Source organism: Acidimicrobiales bacterium, from assembly GCA_016794585.1.
Taxonomy (GTDB): Bacteria; Actinomycetota; Acidimicrobiia; order Acidimicrobiales; family DATDAH01; genus JAEUJM01.
Window position 1 is genome coordinate 12651 of record JAEUJM010000005.1, and the last position, 15762, is coordinate 28412.

A 15762-nucleotide genomic window follows, 5' to 3' on the forward strand; every position below is an offset into this window, starting at 1 on the left:
TCAGGCGGGGCCGTGGTCGGGCAGGGGCTCGGGTGGGCCGAAGCGGGTGGCCTCGTCGTAGCGGCCGGCTCGCAACAGCAGTTGGCGCAGGGCCTGACGGCCACGCGGCGCGGCCTCGGCACGCGAAGCGATGAGGCGGTCGACCACGTCGTCGAGCAGACCCTCGCCGGCGAGGCGGCGCACGTAGGCCGGCGGCGGGAGCAGGCAGTCCTCGGCCACCCAGTCGTCGACGGTGAGGTTGATGCGGTCGGCACGGCTGACCATCTGCGGGTCGGCGAGGACGCACTGGAGGTGACCGCTGGCCTCACGCTGGTCGGGCATGCGCCCGAGGGCCCGACGAGCGTCGTCATCCTCGCCGCGGGCGACGTGGGCCCACGCCCCGACCTCGACCGCGACGGCTCGCAGGTCCAGCGCCTTGGCCTGAGGCAGGGCGTCGTTCACGAGGGCGAGTGCGGTGTCGGGGTCGTCCTGCGAGAGCGCGGCGTAGGCACGGCGGACCTCGTCGCCCACCCGGGCCGCGCGTCGATCGGCCAGCGCTCGCCAGTTGGTGGCCAGGAAGAACACCGCGAACATGCCGGCGAAGAGCATCCCGCTGCGCAGGGCGAAGAGCCCGGCGGCGCCGGCCACCACGATCGACACGACTCGGGCGGGCACCTCGCCCTGGTCGCCGGTCAGGAAGTCGAGCACCTCCTTGGTGACGTTGCCGCCGTCGAGCGGGAGGATGGGCAGCAGGTTCACGAGCGACCAGGCCACGTTCACCCACACCACCGAGAGCAGCACCAGCTCGACCTCGAAGGACGGGCGCTCGAGGGTGCGCGACAGCCACACCGCGGGCACCCCGAGCAGGAACAGTCCTGAGAGCGGGCCGGCCAGGTCGACCCCGATGCGCTTCGCCCGGGAGTGGATGGCGCCGGCCGGGATGGTGAGTCCACCCAGGCCGTGCAGGACGATCCGTGAGGAGACGCCCGAAAGACGCATGGCCACGGCGTGGCCGAGCTCGTGGACGAGGACGGACACGAACACCACGACGATCCAGATGGCCACGCCCTTCACGGTGCCGAGGCTGGCCCCCAGGAGCGCCGCCACGAGGAAGAACCCGAGCTCGATGCGCACCGGCACGTCGCCCAGGCGCAGGTGCAGGGCCCAGCCCTCCGAGTGCTCCGCCGGCGCGGTGGTGGCCACCCTCCCGAGGCTATTGACCGGAGTCGAGAACGGGTTCTAGTTTGGCGGTCGATATTGCAACCGCTTGTTTGCTATCGCGAACGGTTGTGCATCCGACGAACCCGCACCGCGACCCACCGAGGGGATCCTGATGAAGCTGGACATGCTGTACGAGATCGACTGCCCGAAGCCCTGGGACGCCGGGCCGCACCCCTACGGCCAGCGGGCCGCGGAGCAGAAGTCGTACCGAGAGGCCATCGAGCAGATCAAGCTGGCCGACACCCTCGGCTACAACACCGTGTGGGTGGTCGAGCACCACTTCCGCGAGGGCCGTTCGCACTGCCCCGCCTCCGAGGTCCTGCTCGGCGGCCTGGCCACGGTGACCGAGAACATCAAGATGGGCTTCGGCGTCACCCTGACCCCCTTCGGCTTCATCAACCCCGCCCGCATCGCCGAGAAGGTCGCCACCGTCGACATCCTCTCCAACGGTCGCGTCGAGTGGGGCACGGGTCGCTCCACCCCCATGGAGCAGACCGCGTTCCACGTCGACCGCGAGCAGAGCCGCTCGGACTGGAAGGAAGCCATCGAGATCGTCACCGGCATGTGGCGTGACGAGTACTTCGAGTACGAGAGCGAGCGCTTCTCGTTCCCCAAGCGCATGGTCACCCCCAAGCCCGTCCAGGACCCGCACCCGCCGGTCTGGATGGCCGCCACCTCCGCCGAGTCCGCCGCCGTCGCCGGCTCACTCGGCCTGGGCCTCTTGTCGTTCACGATCATGCAGCCCATCGAGCTCATGGCCAAGGCCATCGAGAACTACCGCACCGCCCAGGTGAACAACAACCCGCTCACCAAGGTCGTCAACAACCGGGTCGCCGCGTACACGCTGGTGCACTGCGAAGACGAGGCCAACTTCGAGAAGAACAAGGTCTGGGAGTCGGTCGCCTGGTGGTACCAGAACCTCGCCCAGTTCACCATCGACTGGGAGTTCCCCCTCACCCCGCAGGAGGAGGTGGACCGCATCTTCCCGCTGATGAAGCCGCTGAAGGAGGGGCACGTCCCCGTCGAGGCGTTCGACAAGGGCGACATGATCGTCATCGGTGACGCCGAGAAGTGCTTCGAGAAGATGCGCCACTACGCCGACCTCGGCTGCGACTCGCTGATCTGCTACTCGCAGTTCGGCTACCTGCCGCACGAGTCGATCATGGAGACCATCGAGACCATCGGGAAGGAAGTCCTCCCCGAGATCGAGGCCTACGTGCCGCCGGACGACTCTCCCGCGGCCAAGTTCAAGGCCATTTCCGAGGGCCGGGTCGAGAGCTGAACCATGGCTGACGCCACGGGCCGCCCCGAGCAGCCCGAGCCGTACCTCCGGGGCGCCCCCTTCCCTGCGGGAGGGGGCGTCCCGTACCCCCGGGCCAAGCCCGAGGTGCCCCTGATGCGGGTGCCCATGGACACCTGGACCATGGCCAAGGTGCCCGCCGGCGTGCGCCTCGAGCTCACCGGCGACGCCGCCGAGATCGAGGTCGACTACGCCACCGAGCAGGCCGCCTTCGGCTACCTGGGCGGCGGCGAGGGCGGCGAGTTCACGGTGTGGGACGGCGACGAGGTGCTCGCGTCGATCCAGGCCGAGGTCGGCGAGGGCACGGTGCGCCTGCCCGGGCCCGCCGCCCGCGACCGCCTGGTGGTGCATCTGCCCGAGCGCATGATGCCCACGGTCCACGAGGTGCGGGCCGTGGACGGCACGATCGAGCCCGGCCCCGCCCTGCCCCGCTGGATCGCCTACGGCGACTCCATCACCGAGGGCTGGACGGTCACCACCCCCGGCGCCTCCTGGTCGATGGTGGCGGCCCGCCGCCACGGCCTCGACGTCACCAACATGGGCTACAGCGGCTCGGCGCGGGGCGAGATCCCGAGCGCCGAGGAGATCGCCGCCCTGCCCGCGGACGTCATCACCCTGGCCCACGGCACCAACTGCTGGACCCGCATCCCGTTCTCGGTGGGCATGTTCCGCGAGGGCCTGATCGCCTTCGTCGACATCGTCCGCCAGGGACACCCCGACACGCCCATCGTGGCGGTGAGCCCCATCACCCGGCCCGACGCGGAGGCCACCCCGAACCGCCTGGGGGCGACGCTGGTCGACCTGCGGGCCGTGTTCGAGGACGTCGTGAACGAGCGCATCGCCGGCGGCGACACCCGGCTCTCGCTCGTCGAGGGCTTCCCCCTCGTCACCCCCGACCAGCTCGACGACGGCATCCACCCCGGCGACGCCGGCCACGCGGCCATGGCCGCGGCCATCGGCCCCGCCGTGGCGGCCGTCGCCGGCACCGCCTGAGGTCACCCCGGTGGCGCGGCCGTCGCCCGCGGTGGAGCGCACCACCGCGATCCTCGACTTCCTCGCCGCGCACCCCAACGAGCCCTGGACCCTCTCCGAGCTGGCCCGGCGCCTCGACCTCAACAAGGCCACCGCCCACGCCCTCCTGTCGGCGCTGACCGACGCCGGCTACCTGGTGCGCCACCCGATCCGCAAGGACTACGCCCTGGGGCCGGCGCTGATCGGCGTGGGCCGGGCCGCGCTGGCGCAATTCCCGGTCGTCGACTTCGCCCGCCCCGAGATGCGGCGTCTCGCCGCCGACACCGGCCTCGAGTGCCTGGCCACCGCCTCGGTCGACGGCGACATGGTGATCCTCGAGCAGGTCGGCACCCCCCGTCCTCTCACCGTCAGCGTGGCGGTGGGCCAGCGGGTGCCGATCGCCCCGCCCTTCGGCACCGCCTTCGTGGCGTGGGAGACCCCCGTCGAGGTCGAGCGCTGGCTCGCCCGCTCGGGCTCACCGGTCTCCGACACCGAGCGGGCCCGCTACGACGCCGCCCTGGCCGCCGTCCGCGAGCGGGGCTACTCGGTCACCCTCGACGCCGACGCCCACGCCCGCTTCACCCGCGCCACGGCGACCGGCGACGGCGGCGTCGCCTCCCGCGACGAGGTGGGCGCGCTCGTGGACGAGCTCGGCCACCAGGACTACCTGCTCATCGACCTCGACCCGGACGAGACGTACCGGGTCAACCACGTCGCCGCCCCGGTCTTCGACGCCGACGGCCATGTGACCGTGCTGCTCGCCCTCATCGGCTTCCGCGGACGGGTCACCGGTGCCGAGGTCGCCGCCCTCGCCGAGCGCCTCGTGGCCGGCGCCACCGCGGTCACCCAGTCCGTCCACGGCCGGGTTCCGGCGGCGTGAGCGGGCTGACCCCCGACGACCTCGTCGCCATCGAGGAGATCCGCGACCTCGCCCTGCGCTACGCCCTCGCGGTCGACCGACGTGACCTCGACGCCCTCGTCGCCCTGTTCGTGGACGACGTCGACGCAGGGCCCCACGGCGTCGGACGTGAGGCGCTGAAGGCGTCGTTCGCCGAGAGCCTGCGGGCCGTCGGCGTCACGATGCTGTTCGTGGGCAACCACCTCGTCGAGCTCGACGCCGACGATCCCGACCGGGCGCGAGGCACCGTCTACTGCCTCGGGAGGATCCAGGCCGACCCGGGCAGCGCCCGGATGATCGAGCACGCCATCCAGTACTCCGACCGCTACGAGCGCCGCGATGGCGAGTGGCAGTTCGTGGGCCGCAAGCACGAGCTCTTCTGGGGCGTCGAGCTCGACGAGCGGCCCCTGGCCCAGCCGCCGGCGCACTGGCCCGCCAACCAGGTCGGCGTGGGGACCATCCCCCACCGCTACGGGTCCTGGCAACGCTTCTGGGGCGACTGACTGCGGGCCTAGATCGCCCGCACGGAGACTCGAACGGCGTGCGCCGCGAGCGCCCGGATGTCCGCCTCGTCGCCGGTGTACACCGTTCCGTCCGGCTCGGCGGCCGCCACCACGATGGCGTCGACGGCCGACCCTCGACCCGCACGCCGTCGCAGCTCGGCGGCCCGCCGCGCCCGAGCCAGCGGTAGCTCGATCTCGATCTTGCAGCCCTTCAGGAACCGGTTGGTCCGGGCGTCACCCCTCAGGTCTCCCCGCAGGCACTCGACCAGCACCGGCGACGGCACCACGGGTGGCCACTCGTGGGCGCGCCGCATCACGGCGAGCAGCGCCGCGGAACGCCTCGAGCGCTCGGCGAGCAGCGAGACGGCGCCGCTGTCGAGCACGATCAGCGCTCAGCCCGCCTTGTCGATGCGACCCGCATCCCCACGGACGATGGCCTCGGCCCACGCAACGTCCGCCGGCGACGGGTCACCGACCTCCTCGATCAGTTCGACGAGGTACTCGTCGGCGGCCTCGACGATCGCCTGGCGCTCGAGCTCGGCGCGAACCGCAGCCTGGAGCAGCTCGGACGCGGGCAGCTTGCGGGCCTTCACCTCGTCGTAGAGGTCGTCGGGCAGGTACACCTGCATCCGCGGCATACGCCTGACCATACGCCTACGCGAGGCGGGCGGCAACGGACGTGCCGACTACGAGCGCTCGGTGCGGGTGATGAACTCGTGGAGGTGCTGGGCGAGGACGAGGGGCTGGTCGCCCTGGATGCTGTGGCCGGCATCGGGCACGACGATGACCTCGGCGTCGGGCTGGCGGCGCTGGAGCTCCACGACGTCCTCGTCGCCGACGACGCCGGAGTTGGCGCCCCGCAGGAGCAGCAGCGGCGAGTCCACCGCGTCGACCGCCTCCCAGAGGTTGGTGAAGTCGGCCATGCGGCTGGCGTCGTCGCCGCCGGCGGCGTTCCAGTCCCGGACGGCGTCGTAGCGCCACGACCAGGTGCCGTCGGGGTTCTCCTTGGCGTTGTGGAGGACGCCGCGGCGCAGGGAGGACTCGGAGCGGGTGGGGTTGTGCTCGATCGTGCGGGAGAGGATCTCGTCGAAGCTGGCGAAGGTCTCGGGCCCGCTGATGAAGGTGACGATGGGCTCGGCCTTGGCGTGGTCGGTGCCCGGGGTGACGTCGACCACGGCGAGGCGCTCGACCAGGTACGGGTGGGTGGCGGCCAGGCAGAGCGACGTGAGCCCGCCGAGGGACATACCCACCACAAGGTCGGCGTCGGGCGCAAGGGCGCCGACGACCTTGGCGAGGTCGGCGGCCATCATCGGGGGCCAGTAGGCGTGGTCGTCGCGCCAGTCCGAGTGACCGTGGCCGGGGAGGTCGACGGCGAGGGCGGGCCGGTCGAGCGCCAGCGCCACCGTGTCCCATGTGTGGGCGTTCTGGGCGCCGCCGTGGATGAGGACGACCTCGGGGTCGCCGTCTCCCCACTTGAGGGCGCTCACCCGGCGACCGGCGGCGTCCACCTCGAGGAACACCCGCTCCACGACCACGTCGCCCGGGTGGGGCAGGCCCACCTCCGACGCGTTCTCGTGCAGCATCCCGAACTCGTCGTACCCGGGGTTGTAGCTCTCGCTCATCTCGTGCCCCCTAGCCCTCGTCCGCCACGACGCCGCGCAGCCCCTCGGCCCCGAACAGGGGCTCGAAGAACGAGCTGAAGTCCGGGCCCCGGCGCAGGCTGTGCCCGCCGTCGACCTGCAGGGTCTGACCCGTCACCCACGTCGAGTCGGGGCCGGCGAAGAACATCGCCGCGCCGGCGCAGTCCTCCACCGTGCCCACCCGGGAGATGGGCATCTGCGAGAGGTAGTCGTCGAGCACCGGGCTGCCGGAGGTGACGGCGTCCATCAGCTCGGTGTCGATGATCCCGGGGGCGATGGCGTTGACCCGCACGTTGGACGGGCCGAGCTCGTCGGCGGCCATGGCCACGAGCTGCTCGATGCCCGCCTTGGACGGGCCGTAGGCCCCGAACCATCGGTGGGTCAGCGATCCCGCGATCGACGACACGGCGATGAAGGAGCCGCCACCGCCCCGCACCATGACCGGCCCGACGTGCTTCAGGGTGAGGAAGGTGCCGGTGAGGTTCAGGTCGACGGTCTGGCGCCACAAGTCCACGTCGATCGAGTGCACCGGCCCGGCGGTCAGCGAGCCGCCGGCCGAGGTCAGGACGATGTCGAGCCCGCCGGTCGGCTCGCACGCCTTGGCTACCGCCGCCGCGACCTGGGCCTCGTCGGTCACGTCGGTGGAGATCGACGTGACGGTCACGCCCTCGGCGGCGCCGGCCTCGATCTCGGCCACCGCGGCGGCGAGGCGCTCCTCGCTGCGGCCGCAGATGGTGACGTGGGCGCCCTCGGCGGCGAAGCGCGCCGCACACCCGAGCCCGATGCCGCTGCCGCCACCCGTGACGAGGGCCGCCTTGCCCCTGATGCCTGCCGATCCGTGGTCGCTGTTGGTCACGGGAGCACGTTAGAAGAACTAGAAAGCGCCCCATGCCTCAACCGCAACCCGCTGTGTTCGCGGAGGGAACCCAGGCCCACTGGTTCCTCCACTACCGCCTGAGCGAGGGCGCCGACCTCGGCGCCGTCCGCGCCGCCGTCTCCACCGTCCGCGGCGAGGCCGCCGGCATCACGCCGACCGACGCCGTCAACCTGGCCGTCGGCTTCGGCCCCGACCTGCTGGCCCGCCTGGCCCCCGACGAGGTGCCCGAGGGCTTCCACCCCTTCACCCAGGTGGGGGCAGAGCCCGGCCCGGTGGCGGTCGCCACCCAGGAGGACCTCTTCCTCTGGGCCCACAGCAACCGCATCGACCGGAACTTCGACGTGGCGCGGGCGGCCCGGCGCGCACTCGACGGCCTGGCCACGCTGGCCCGCGAGACGGTGTCGTGGGTGTGGCACGACAACCGCGACCTCACCGGCTTCATCGACGGCACCGCCAACCCGCCGGTCGAGGAGGCCCGTGAGCTCGCCGTCGTGGCCGACGGCCCGGGCGCCGGCGGCAGCTTCGTCATCACCCAGCGCTACCTCCACGACCTCGACCGCTTCCACGCCTTGGACCTCGCCGCCCAGGAGGCGGCCGTCGGGCGCACGAAGGCCGACAGCGTCGAGCTCGAGGACAAGCCGGCCGACGCCCACATCTCCCGGGTGGAGATCGAGGACGAGGACGGCGAGGAGATCGAGATCTACCGCCGCTCCGTCCCCTACGGGAACAGCGAGGAGTTCGGCCTCTACTTCATCGCCTTCAACGACGAGCTCGAGACCTTCGACCGGATGCTGGCCAACATGTACGGGACCTCCGGCGACGGCGTCCACGACCGCCTCATGGACTTCGTCCGCCCGGTCAGCGGCGCCTACTACTTCGTGCCCAGCGTCGAGACCCTCAACGAGCTGGCGCCGACGCCCGACCGCGAGGATTGAGCAGCCGACGGGAGTCTCAGGAGCTCGGTGTCCGTCCCGCCCAGTACACGGGTCGCCGGCGGTCGTGGGCGACAGCCAGGACGTCGACGACATCGACGACCACCCGGTACGCCAGGTGGTACGGAAAGCCCCTGACCGGAGCTCGACGGAACGTGTGAGCACCCGGGGTCGAGATCAGCGATCCCGCCTCCGGCCATCGGCTCAGCATGGCGGCCGCCGCTGCAACGCATCCACGAACTGGACCCCGAGTCCCGAGCTCCGTTCGTCGTACCAACGCGCCGCTTCGTCGAGCTCCTGTAGTGCAGGAGGCGCGATCCGAACGGTGTATGTCACACCGTCAGGTTGGCTCGTACCTGGTCGAGGGCGGCGTCCAACGGGACCCCTTGCTCCTCACCTGCGTCGAGCCGAGCGGCTCGGCGCACGAGCTCGGCATCCCAGGCTCGACGAAGCTCATCCTCGTCCAACATCTGTGAGACATCGTGACTGGCCAGGAGCTCGGCAGCCAGTTCGGCCCGCGCCGGCTCGGGCAGAGCGAGCGGCCCCATCGCGAATCGCATCGGTCGCCATGGCCCGATCGTCCCGGGGCACCGAGTTGCGCGACCGCCGCGGACACTGATGTAGATCACTGGCACCCAGCAACTGGCCTCGGCTCAGACGAGCGCCGCCATGGCTTCGGCGTGCATGTCGCCGCTGCCGAACACCGTGTCCAACACGAAGGCGCGCTTCAGGTAGAGGTGGGCGTCCACCTCCCAGGTGAAGCCCATGCCGCCGTGGACCTGGATGCAGGCCTTGCCGTTGGCGATGCCCGCCTCGCCGGCGATGAGCTTGGCGCCGTGGGCGGCGCGGTCCGGGTCGCCGACCGACGGGTCGTCGAGGGTGACGCCGGCGGCGTAGACCGCGGCGCGGGCCACCTCGGCCCGGGTGAGCATGTCGGCGAGGATGTGCTTCACGGCCTGGAAGGTGCCGATGGGCTTGCCGAACTGCTCGCGCTCCTTGGCGTAGGCGGTGCCGAGCTCGACGGTGGCGCCGGCGATGCCCAGGAGCTGGGCGGCGGCGAGCACCGAGCCCTCGAGGCGCCAACGGGCGGCATCCTCGGGGCCGCCGATGGCCTCGCCCGCGGGCAGGTCGGCCACGACGTGCAGCGGCGTCAGCGGGTCGAGGGGGTGGCCCACGGGCTCACCCGAGATGGCCCCCGACTCGATGAGGTGCAGGCCCTCGTCGTCGACGGCCACGAGGGCGTCGAGGGCGTCGAGGTGCTCGACCAGGATCGGGTGGGCGGGGCGCTCGACCAGGCCCACGATCCGGTCACCCGACACGGCCCCATCGACCAGGCCGGCGGCCAGGTGGGTGGCGAGGATCGGACCGGGCACGACCGCCCGGCCCAGCTCCTCGAAGACCAGCACGGCCTCGGTCATGCCCAGACCGACGCCGCCGTCGGCCTCGGGCAGGCGCAGGCCGAACACGCCGGTGTCGGCCAGCTCGCGCCAGCGGCCCCGGTCGACGCCGGCGCTGGCCTCCAGGCCCCGCACCGTCTCCATGTCGAAGCGGCCGGCGCAGAAGCTGCGGATGCCCCCCTGGAGGGCGGCCTCGTCCTCGTTCAGATCGAAGTCCACGTCGTCGCCTCCGCTACCGGTCCTTGGGGAGGCCGAGGATGCGCTCGGCCACGATGTTGCGCTGGATCTGGGTGGTGCCCGCCGCGATGGAGATCGAGATGGCGTGCAGCAGGCCCTCGACGTGGGGGCGGTTGCTCATGCCGGCCACGTCGTCGACGGCCAGGCCGGCCCGCTCGAAGACCCGTTCGCCGAGCAGGCCGAGGCGGTGCCGCACCTCCGAGTAGTGCAGCTTGAACACCGAGCCGCCCGGACCGGGCACACCGGTGCGCGACGCCTGGGTGACGTTGCGCTTGACCAGCGCCCACAGGGCGTCGAGGTCGGCGGCGGCCTGGCCGATGTCCCGGCGCAGGCCGGCGTCGTCCCACGCCGTGCCCGAGCCCCGGGTGATCTGCTTGGCCGCGGCGGCGAGCTGCTCGACGAGCTGCATCGAGGCCAGCATCTCGCTCACGAAGGCGGTGCCCCGCTCGAAGCTGAAGGTGACCATGGCCACCCGCCAGCCGTCGTTCTCGTCGCCGACCCGGTTGGCCACCGGCACCCGCACGTCGTCGAGGAACACCTCGCTGAACTCGTCCGAGCCGGCGATGGTGCGCAGCGGGCGGATGTCGATGCCCGGGGTGTCCATGGGCAGCATCAGCCAGGTGATGCCCTTGTGCTTTGGGGCGTCGGGGTCGGTGCGCACGAGGAGCTCGCAGTAGTCCGCCACCTGGGCGTTCGACGTCCAGATCTTCGACCCGTTGATGACGTACTCGTCGCCGTCACGGACGGCCCGGGTGCGCAGCGAGGCGAGGTCCGAACCGGCCTGCGGCTCGGAGAACCCCTGGCACCACACCTCGTCGCCCCGGAGGATGGCGGGCAGGTGGGCCGCCTTCTGCTCCGGGGTGGCCTCGGTCACGATGGTCGGGCCGGCGTGGAGGAGGGCCACGAACATGACGCCCACGTAGGGGGCGTTGCGGCGCTCGGTCTCCTCCAGGAAGATCAGGTGCTCGGCCGGCGAGGCGCCACGGCCCCCGACCTCCTTCGGCCAGTTGATGCCGGCGTAGCCCTGGTCGAACAGCATCCGCTGCCAGGCCGTGTCGTAGGCCCGGCGGGCCTCCCAGTCGTTCTGGTCGGCGGGCGGCGGGCCGACGGTGGGCAGCACCTCGTCCAACCACTCGACCAACTCGGCCCGGAAGGCCTCTTCTTCGTCCGAGTAACGCAGGTCCACGGGCGGCGAGTGTACGGACGATCTGACGGCCCGTCAGATCCTGCCCGCCTCCGCCTGGATCAGCGGGGGAAGGCGCCGGCGATGGCGTCGAGGCCCTCGCCGATCTCCGCCACGGTGCTGGCTCCGGGAGGGACGTTGGTGGAGAAGGAGGTCACGCCGGCCTCGACCAGCGCCGCCACCCGGTCGGCCGTGGCCGCGGCGTCGATGGCGCCGTCGGCGTCGCGCTTGAGGGGCAGGCCCACCCGGATGCCGAGCTCGGCCGGGTCGCGGCCGGCGGCGACGAAGGCCTCTCGCAGGACGGCCGACTCGGCCACCACGTCGTCGGGGCGCATGCGCCCCAACGGCAGCCAGCCGTCGCCCTGCTCGGCGAGGCGGGCCGCCAGCTTCGGCGTGGGCTTGGCCCCGAACCAGATCGGCAGTCGCTCCTGCGCCGGCGCCGGCTCGCACCAGATCTCCGCGAAGGACACGGTCGGCGAGTCGAACGACACGGGCTCGCCCCGGCCCGCCCAGAGCGCCCGGCAGGCCCGGATGGTGTCGTCGTGGCGGCTCCAGCGCCGCTCCCACGGCACGCCGGCGGCGGCGTACTCCTCGCGCTGCCAGCCCAGGCCGACGCCGAGGTCCACGCGACCACCGGAGAGGTTGTCGAGGGTGGCCACGGTCTTGGCCAGCAGCACCGCGGGCCGCAGCGGCGTGATGAGCACGCCGGTGCCCAGGCGCACGGTGCTGGTGGCGCCGGCGATGGCCGCGAGCGTGGTCAGCGGCTCGATCCAGGGATCGCCGGGCGGGAAGGGGAAGTCGCCGTACGGATAGGGCTCGACGTTGGCGCTCATCACCACGTGGTCGGGCAGGACCACCTGGTCGAACCCGGCCGCCTCGGCGCGCTGGGCCACCTCGACGATGACCCGGTGGTCGGCGCCGAACGTGCGGTGCAGGCCGGCGATGGTGAGCGAGAGGGTGGGCGTGCTCATCGGGCCCACCCTCCCGCGCTCAGCACGTGATGCCGCCGTCGAGGGGGACGATCGAGCCGGTCATGTACCGGGCCTCGTCCGACACCATGTAGGCGAACAGCCCCGCCATCTCCTCGGGCTTCGAGGCGCCCATCGGGGTCATCATCTTGCGGATCTTCTTGTAGTCGCCGCCCTCGGGCAGCTCCACGAAGGAGTGGATGATGGGCGTGTCCACGCCACCCGGGCAGATCGCGTTGCAGCGGACGTTGCGGTCCTTGTACTCCTCGGCGATGGCCTTGGTGAGCTGGATCACGCCACCCTTCGAGGCGCAGTACGCCGCGCTGTAGGGCTGGCCGAACAGGCCGGCGCTCGACGAGGTGTTCACGATCACGCCGCCGCCCTGCTCCAGCATGTGGGGCAGCACGAAGCGGATCATGTAGGCCGAGCCGTTGAGGTTGACGGCCACGATCTTGTCGAACTGGGCCGTGTCCATCTCGTGGGTGTTGGCGAAGGTGCCGATGCCGGCGATGTTGCACAGGGCGTCGACCCGGCCGTAGGCCTCGACGGCCGCGGCCACCGTGGCCTCGCAGTCGGCCGCCGACGAGACGTCACAGGCGACGCCGATGGCGGTGCCACCGGCCTCGGTGATGTCGGCGGCGGTCTTCTCCGCGGTCTCGGCGAACAGGTCGACGCAGACGACCGACCCGGCCTCGGCCGCGAGGCGCTTGGCCGTGGCCTGCCCGATGCCCGAGCCGGCGCCGGTGACGATGGCCACCTTGCCCCGGGCCCGCGGCAGGACGTCGAGGGCCTCGTGGTCGGGGCCCTTCTCACTCGTGCTGGTCCACTGCGATGCGTCGGCCATCAGTAGGTCAGGACTCCTCGGGCCAGACGGCCCGCGTGCATGTCCTCGACCACCTCGGCGAAGGACTCCATCGGATAGGTCTTGGACACCAGCTCGTCGAGCTTGAGCTTGCCGTCCAGGTAGAGCTGCACCAGCAGCGGGATGTCGTGGTGCGGGCGGGCGCCGCCGTAGCGGCAGCCGCGAACGCCCCGGTCGATGTGGGTGAGGTGCGTGATGGGCACCTCCATCTTCGCGGTGGGGGCGGGCACGCCGATGATCACGCAGTTGCCGCCCCAGTCGAGGGCCTTGACCGCGTCGCCCACGACGGCCGGGTGGCCGACGCACTCGAACGACCAGTCGACGCCGCCCTTGACGAGCTGCTGGATCTGCTCGACGGAGCCGCCGTCGCTGGCGTCGACGAAGTCGGTGGCGCCGAACTCCATGGCGAGCTCCTTCTTGGATGCCATCGTGTCGACGGCGATGATCCGCGAGGCGTCGCAGAGCTTGGCCGCCTGGATCACGTTGAGGCCGATGCCGCCCACGCCGAACACCGCCACGGTCTGGCCATGGGTGACGTCGGCGGTGTTGAGCACCGCGCCGGCGCCGGTGATGACGCCGCAGCCGATGAGGCAGGCCGACTGGAGCGGGATGTCCTTGCTGACCTTCACGGCCTGCACCTGGTCGACCACGGTCACGTCGGTGAAGACCGAGGTGGCGGCGAAGTTGTAGGCGGGCTCACCGCCCACGGTGAAGGGCTGGCTCATCACGCCGAAGCTGCGCCGGCAACGGGTGGGGAAGCCGGTGTTGCAGGCCGAGCACTGGCCGCAGTACTTGAGCGTGGACAGCACCACGTGGTCGCCCACCTTGAGCTTGGTGACCTCGCTGCCCACCTCCTCGACCACGCCGGCGCCCTCGTGGCCCATCACCAGCGGCGTGGGGAACGGGATGCTGCCGTCGAGCACGCTGAGGTCGCTGTGGCAGACCCCGGCGTTGACGATGCGGATGGCGACGTCGGTGGGCCCGGGCGGGCGCACCTCGACGTCGGTGCGGACGGCCGGCGCCGTCCCGTCGTACACGATGCCCCTCACGTTGTGCCTCCTTCGTCGGCACCCCTTCGGGATCCGACACTCATCGGCCCCGCTGCTCCGCTTCGTTGCGCAGCCTCGGGACCTGCTTCACGGATGTGCTTGGGCTGCCCGTTCGCGCAGCTCGAATTTCAGGACCTTGCCGCTGGCGTTGAGCGGCAGCTCGTCCACCACCTCGACGAACTTGGGCACCTTGTAGTTGGCCATGTTGGCCCGTGCCCACTCGATGACCCCGGTGGGGTCGAGGTCGGCGCCGGCGCGGGGGATCACGTAGGCCAGCACCACCTCACCGAAGCGCTCGTCGGGCACCCCCACCACCGCGGCCTGGGCGATGCCGCCGTGGCCGAGGAGCAGGTTCTCCACCTCGGCGGGATAGATGTTCTCGCCGCCGCGGATGATCATGTCCTTCTTGCGGTCGGTGATGTCGAGGTAGCCGCGGTCGTCCATCACCCCGATGTCGCCGGTGTGCAGCCAGCCGTCGGCGTCGATGGCCTCGGCGGTCTGCTCGGGGTCCTCGAAGTAGCCGAGCATGACGTTGTAGCCCCGCACCACGACCTCGCCGGGCTCGCCGCGGGGCACCTCGCTGCCGGCGTCGTCGACCACCTGCACCTCGACGTCGGGGATGGCCCGGCCCGAGGTGTTGGCGATGGTCTCGGGGTCGTCCTCGGGGCGGCAGATCGTCGCGGTGCCGGTGCACTCGGTGAGCCCGTACGCGGTGAGGATGGTCCGGAACGTCAGCTCGGTGCGCATGCGCTTGATCATCTCGACCGGGACCGCGGCGGCGCCGGTGACGGCGAGGCGCAGGCTGGACAGGTCGTACCGGTCGCGGTCGGGGTGCTCGAGGATGGCCATGTAGAGCGTGGGGGCGCCGGGGAGCATCGAGATGCGCTCCTTCTCGACGTTGCGCAGCACCTCGTCGACGTCGAACACGGCCTGGGGGACGATGGTGGCCCCCCGCATGAGCGCGGCCATCCAGCCCGCCTTGTAGCCGAAGGTGTGGAAGAAGGGCATGACCACGAGGTAGCGGTCGCCCTCGGCGAGGCCCACGAACGACGACCACGTCTCGAACACCCGCAGCGTCTGCGCGTGCGTGACCATCACACCCTTGGGGCGGCCGGTGGTGCCCGAGGTGAAGATGATGTCGGAGAGGTCGTCCGGTCGGACCGCGGCGGTGCGGGCCGAGGCCTCGGCCGGGTCGATCGAGCCACCGGCCTCGAGGTAGTGCTCCCAGGTCTCGGTGCCCTCTGGGGCGTCCCCACGGAGCACGACGATCTTGTCCAGGGCGGGCAGGGCCGCGCCGGCGCCGCGCAGCATGGCCACGTAGTCGGTGCCGAGGAAGCCGTTGACGGTGAAGAGCACCTTGGCGCCCGACTTCTCGAGCACGTAGGCGGCCTCGCCGCCCTTGAAGCGGGTGTTGACGGGCACCAGCACCCCGCCGGCGCCCAACAGGCCGAGGGCGGCGACGATCCACTCCCAGACGTTCGGGGCCCAGATGGCGACCCGGTCACCGGGCTCGATGCCGGCGGCGATGGCGGCCCGGGTCGAGTGCTCGACCCGCTCGGCGAGCTGGGCGTACGAGAGGCGCAGGTCGCCGTCGACCAGGGCCTCGGCGTCACCGAAGCGTGCGACCCCACTGGGCACCAGCCCCGGGATCGTGCCCCACGTCTGCCACCCCTCGTCGCTGCTCATGTCCCCCACTCCACCGGAA

17 protein-coding genes are annotated in these 15762 nt (G+C 71.7%); 5 read left to right on the forward strand and 12 right to left on the reverse strand.

The genetic code is table 11. The annotated features are described in order from the left end of the window. On the reverse strand, positions 1 to 1182 hold the full coding sequence (locus JNK12_02010; GenBank protein ID MBL8774670.1) for a hypothetical protein: 1182 nt from the start codon (positions 1180 to 1182) through the stop codon (positions 1 to 3). A gap of 130 nt (positions 1183 to 1312) precedes the next feature. Between JNK12_02010 and JNK12_02015 the strand changes: the two genes are divergently transcribed. From JNK12_02015 to JNK12_02030, 4 genes are read left to right on the forward strand one after another with little or no spacing between them, the layout of a single operon-like run. Further along, a complete protein-coding gene (locus JNK12_02015; protein ID MBL8774671.1) occupies positions 1313 to 2482 on the forward strand; it encodes an LLM class flavin-dependent oxidoreductase in 1170 nt (389 codons plus the stop codon). Positions 2483 to 2485: 3 nt separating this feature from the next. Further along, a complete protein-coding gene (locus JNK12_02020; protein MBL8774672.1) occupies positions 2486 to 3493 on the forward strand; it encodes a hypothetical protein in 1008 nt (335 codons plus the stop codon). 10 nt (positions 3494 to 3503) lie between these two features. Further along, a complete protein-coding gene (locus JNK12_02025; protein MBL8774673.1) occupies positions 3504 to 4391 on the forward strand; it encodes an IclR family transcriptional regulator in 888 nt (295 codons plus the stop codon). A 5-nt stretch (positions 4392 to 4396) separates the two neighbouring features. Then, a complete protein-coding gene (locus tag JNK12_02030) occupies positions 4397 to 4912 on the forward strand; it encodes a nuclear transport factor 2 family protein (GenBank protein ID MBL8774674.1) in 516 nt (171 codons plus the stop codon). Between the two features lie 8 nt (positions 4913 to 4920). Here the strand turns inward: JNK12_02030 and JNK12_02035 are convergent, their stop codons facing one another. From JNK12_02035 to JNK12_02050, 4 genes are read right to left on the reverse strand one after another with little or no spacing between them, the layout of a single operon-like run. Next, positions 4921 to 5295, reverse strand: coding sequence for a hypothetical protein (locus JNK12_02035; protein ID MBL8774675.1), 375 nt, complete (start codon positions 5293 to 5295; stop codon positions 4921 to 4923). Positions 5296 to 5304: 9 nt separating this feature from the next. Continuing rightward, positions 5305 to 5550 carry a hypothetical protein gene (locus JNK12_02040; GenBank protein MBL8774676.1) on the reverse strand — a complete coding sequence of 82 codons (246 nt, stop codon included), beginning with the start codon at positions 5548 to 5550 and terminating at the stop codon, positions 5305 to 5307. Positions 5551 to 5598: 48 nt separating this feature from the next. Next, positions 5599 to 6534 (reverse strand): alpha/beta hydrolase, encoded by a 936-nt coding sequence (locus JNK12_02045; GenBank protein ID MBL8774677.1) that lies wholly within the window; start codon positions 6532 to 6534, stop codon positions 5599 to 5601. 10 nt (positions 6535 to 6544) lie between these two features. After that, complete coding sequence (locus JNK12_02050; protein ID MBL8774678.1) at positions 6545 to 7408, reverse strand: SDR family oxidoreductase; 864 nt, start codon at positions 7406 to 7408, stop codon at positions 6545 to 6547. 32 nt (positions 7409 to 7440) lie between these two features. Between JNK12_02050 and JNK12_02055 the strand changes: the two genes are divergently transcribed. Continuing rightward, positions 7441 to 8364 (forward strand): Dyp-type peroxidase, encoded by a 924-nt coding sequence (locus JNK12_02055; protein ID MBL8774679.1) that lies wholly within the window; start codon positions 7441 to 7443, stop codon positions 8362 to 8364. A 329-nt stretch (positions 8365 to 8693) separates the two neighbouring features. Here JNK12_02055 and JNK12_02060 read toward each other — a convergent pair whose 3' ends face one another. The 7 genes from JNK12_02060 to JNK12_02090 form a co-directional block, all read right to left on the reverse strand. Continuing rightward, on the reverse strand, positions 8694 to 8909 hold the full coding sequence (locus JNK12_02060; GenBank protein ID MBL8774680.1) for an addiction module protein: 216 nt from the start codon (positions 8907 to 8909) through the stop codon (positions 8694 to 8696). A 105-nt stretch (positions 8910 to 9014) separates the two neighbouring features. Then, positions 9015 to 9977, reverse strand: a complete 963-nt coding sequence (locus tag JNK12_02065; GenBank protein ID MBL8774681.1) for an acyl-CoA/acyl-ACP dehydrogenase — start codon at positions 9975 to 9977, stop codon at positions 9015 to 9017. Positions 9978 to 9990: 13 nt separating this feature from the next. Beyond that, positions 9991 to 11181: an acyl-CoA dehydrogenase family protein gene (locus JNK12_02070; GenBank protein ID MBL8774682.1), complete on the reverse strand. Its 1191-nt coding sequence runs from the start codon at positions 11179 to 11181 to the stop codon at positions 9991 to 9993. A gap of 59 nt (positions 11182 to 11240) precedes the next feature. Further along, positions 11241 to 12149: a TIGR03619 family F420-dependent LLM class oxidoreductase gene (locus tag JNK12_02075; GenBank protein MBL8774683.1), complete on the reverse strand. Its 909-nt coding sequence runs from the start codon at positions 12147 to 12149 to the stop codon at positions 11241 to 11243. 19 nt (positions 12150 to 12168) lie between these two features. Then, positions 12169 to 12990: an SDR family oxidoreductase gene (locus JNK12_02080; GenBank protein ID MBL8774684.1), complete on the reverse strand. Its 822-nt coding sequence runs from the start codon at positions 12988 to 12990 to the stop codon at positions 12169 to 12171. Next, complete coding sequence (locus JNK12_02085; protein MBL8774685.1) at positions 12990 to 14057, reverse strand: Zn-dependent alcohol dehydrogenase; 1068 nt, start codon at positions 14055 to 14057, stop codon at positions 12990 to 12992. Before JNK12_02085 ends, JNK12_02080 begins: the two co-directional genes overlap by 1 nt. A gap of 87 nt (positions 14058 to 14144) precedes the next feature. Beyond that, positions 14145 to 15743: a fatty acid--CoA ligase family protein gene (locus JNK12_02090; protein ID MBL8774686.1), complete on the reverse strand. Its 1599-nt coding sequence runs from the start codon at positions 15741 to 15743 to the stop codon at positions 14145 to 14147. Between the last annotated feature and the right edge of the window lie 19 nt (positions 15744 to 15762).

Excerpts from the sequence above, each read along its gene's own strand:
- JNK12_02040 (MBL8774676.1), bottom strand. The coding sequence starts at position 5,550 with ATGCCGCGGATGCAGGTGTACCTGCCCGACGACCTCTACGACGAGGTG.
- JNK12_02080 (MBL8774684.1), bottom strand. The coding sequence starts at position 12,990 with ATGGCCGACGCATCGCAGTGGACCAGCACGAGTGAGAAGGGCCCCGAC.
- JNK12_02020 (MBL8774672.1), top strand. The coding sequence starts at position 2,486 with ATGGCTGACGCCACGGGCCGCCCCGAGCAGCCCGAGCCGTACCTCCGG.
- JNK12_02075 (MBL8774683.1), bottom strand. The coding sequence starts at position 12,149 with ATGAGCACGCCCACCCTCTCGCTCACCATCGCCGGCCTGCACCGCACG.
- JNK12_02060 (MBL8774680.1), bottom strand. The coding sequence starts at position 8,909 with ATGGGGCCGCTCGCTCTGCCCGAGCCGGCGCGGGCCGAACTGGCTGCC.
- JNK12_02045 (MBL8774677.1), bottom strand. The coding sequence starts at position 6,534 with ATGAGCGAGAGCTACAACCCCGGGTACGACGAGTTCGGGATGCTGCAC.
- JNK12_02090 (MBL8774686.1), bottom strand. The coding sequence starts at position 15,743 with ATGAGCAGCGACGAGGGGTGGCAGACGTGGGGCACGATCCCGGGGCTG.
- JNK12_02055 (MBL8774679.1), top strand. The coding sequence starts at position 7,441 with ATGCCTCAACCGCAACCCGCTGTGTTCGCGGAGGGAACCCAGGCCCAC.
- JNK12_02015 (MBL8774671.1), top strand. The coding sequence starts at position 1,313 with ATGAAGCTGGACATGCTGTACGAGATCGACTGCCCGAAGCCCTGGGAC.